At 49.7% G+C, this 895-nt stretch carries 1 rRNA gene; it reads right to left on the minus strand.

Annotated elements, in window-relative coordinates:
- Nucleotides 1-895, minus strand: a 23S ribosomal RNA gene (locus DA100_RS08460); the annotation flags it as partial.

Raw genomic sequence — 895 nt, forward strand, 5'->3', positions numbered from 1 at the left:
ACGTTGGACAGGAACCCTTGGTCTTCCGGCGAGGAGGTTTTTCACCCCCTTTATCGTTACTCATGTCAGCATTCGCACTTCTGATACCTCCAGCATGCTTTACAACACACCTTCAACGGCTTACAGAACGCTCCCCTACCCAATGACTAAAAGTCATTGCCGCAGCTTCGGTTTATAGCTTAGCCCCGTTACATCTTCCGCGCAGGCCGACTCGACTAGTGAGCTATTACGCTTTCTTTAAATGATGGCTGCTTCTAAGCCAACATCCTAGCTGTCTAAGCCTTCCCACATCGTTTCCCACTTAGCTATAATTTGGGACCTTAGCTGGCGGTCTGGGTTGTTTCCCTCTCCACGACGGACGTTAGCACCCGCCGTGTGTCTCCCGGATAGTACTTACTGGTATTCGGAGTTTGCAAAGGGTTGGTAAGTCGGGATGACCCCCTAGCCTTAACAGTGCTATACCCCCAGTAGTATTCGTCCGAGGCTCTACCTAAATAGATTTCGGGGAGAACCAGCTATCTCCAGGTTTGATTGGCCTTTCACCCCTAGCCACAAGTCATCCGCTAATTTTTCAACATTAGTCGGTTCGGTCCTCCAGTTGATGTTACTCAACCTTCAACCTGCCCATGGCTAGATCACCTGGTTTCGGGTCTATATCCAGCAACTCGACGCCCAGTTAAGACTCGATTTCTCTACGGCTCCCCTAGATGGTTAACCTTGCTACTGAATATAAGTCGCTGACCCATTATACAAAAGGTACGCAGTCACACCACGAGGGTGCTCCTACTGCTTGTACGTACACGGTTTCAGGTTCTATTTCACTCCCCTCACAGGGGTTCTTTTCGCCTTTCCCTCACGGTACTGGTTCACTATCGGTCAGTCAGTAGTATTTAGC

Source organism: Vibrio sp. Hep-1b-8 (genome assembly GCF_006124995.1).
Lineage (GTDB): Bacteria > Pseudomonadota > Gammaproteobacteria > Enterobacterales > Vibrionaceae > Vibrio.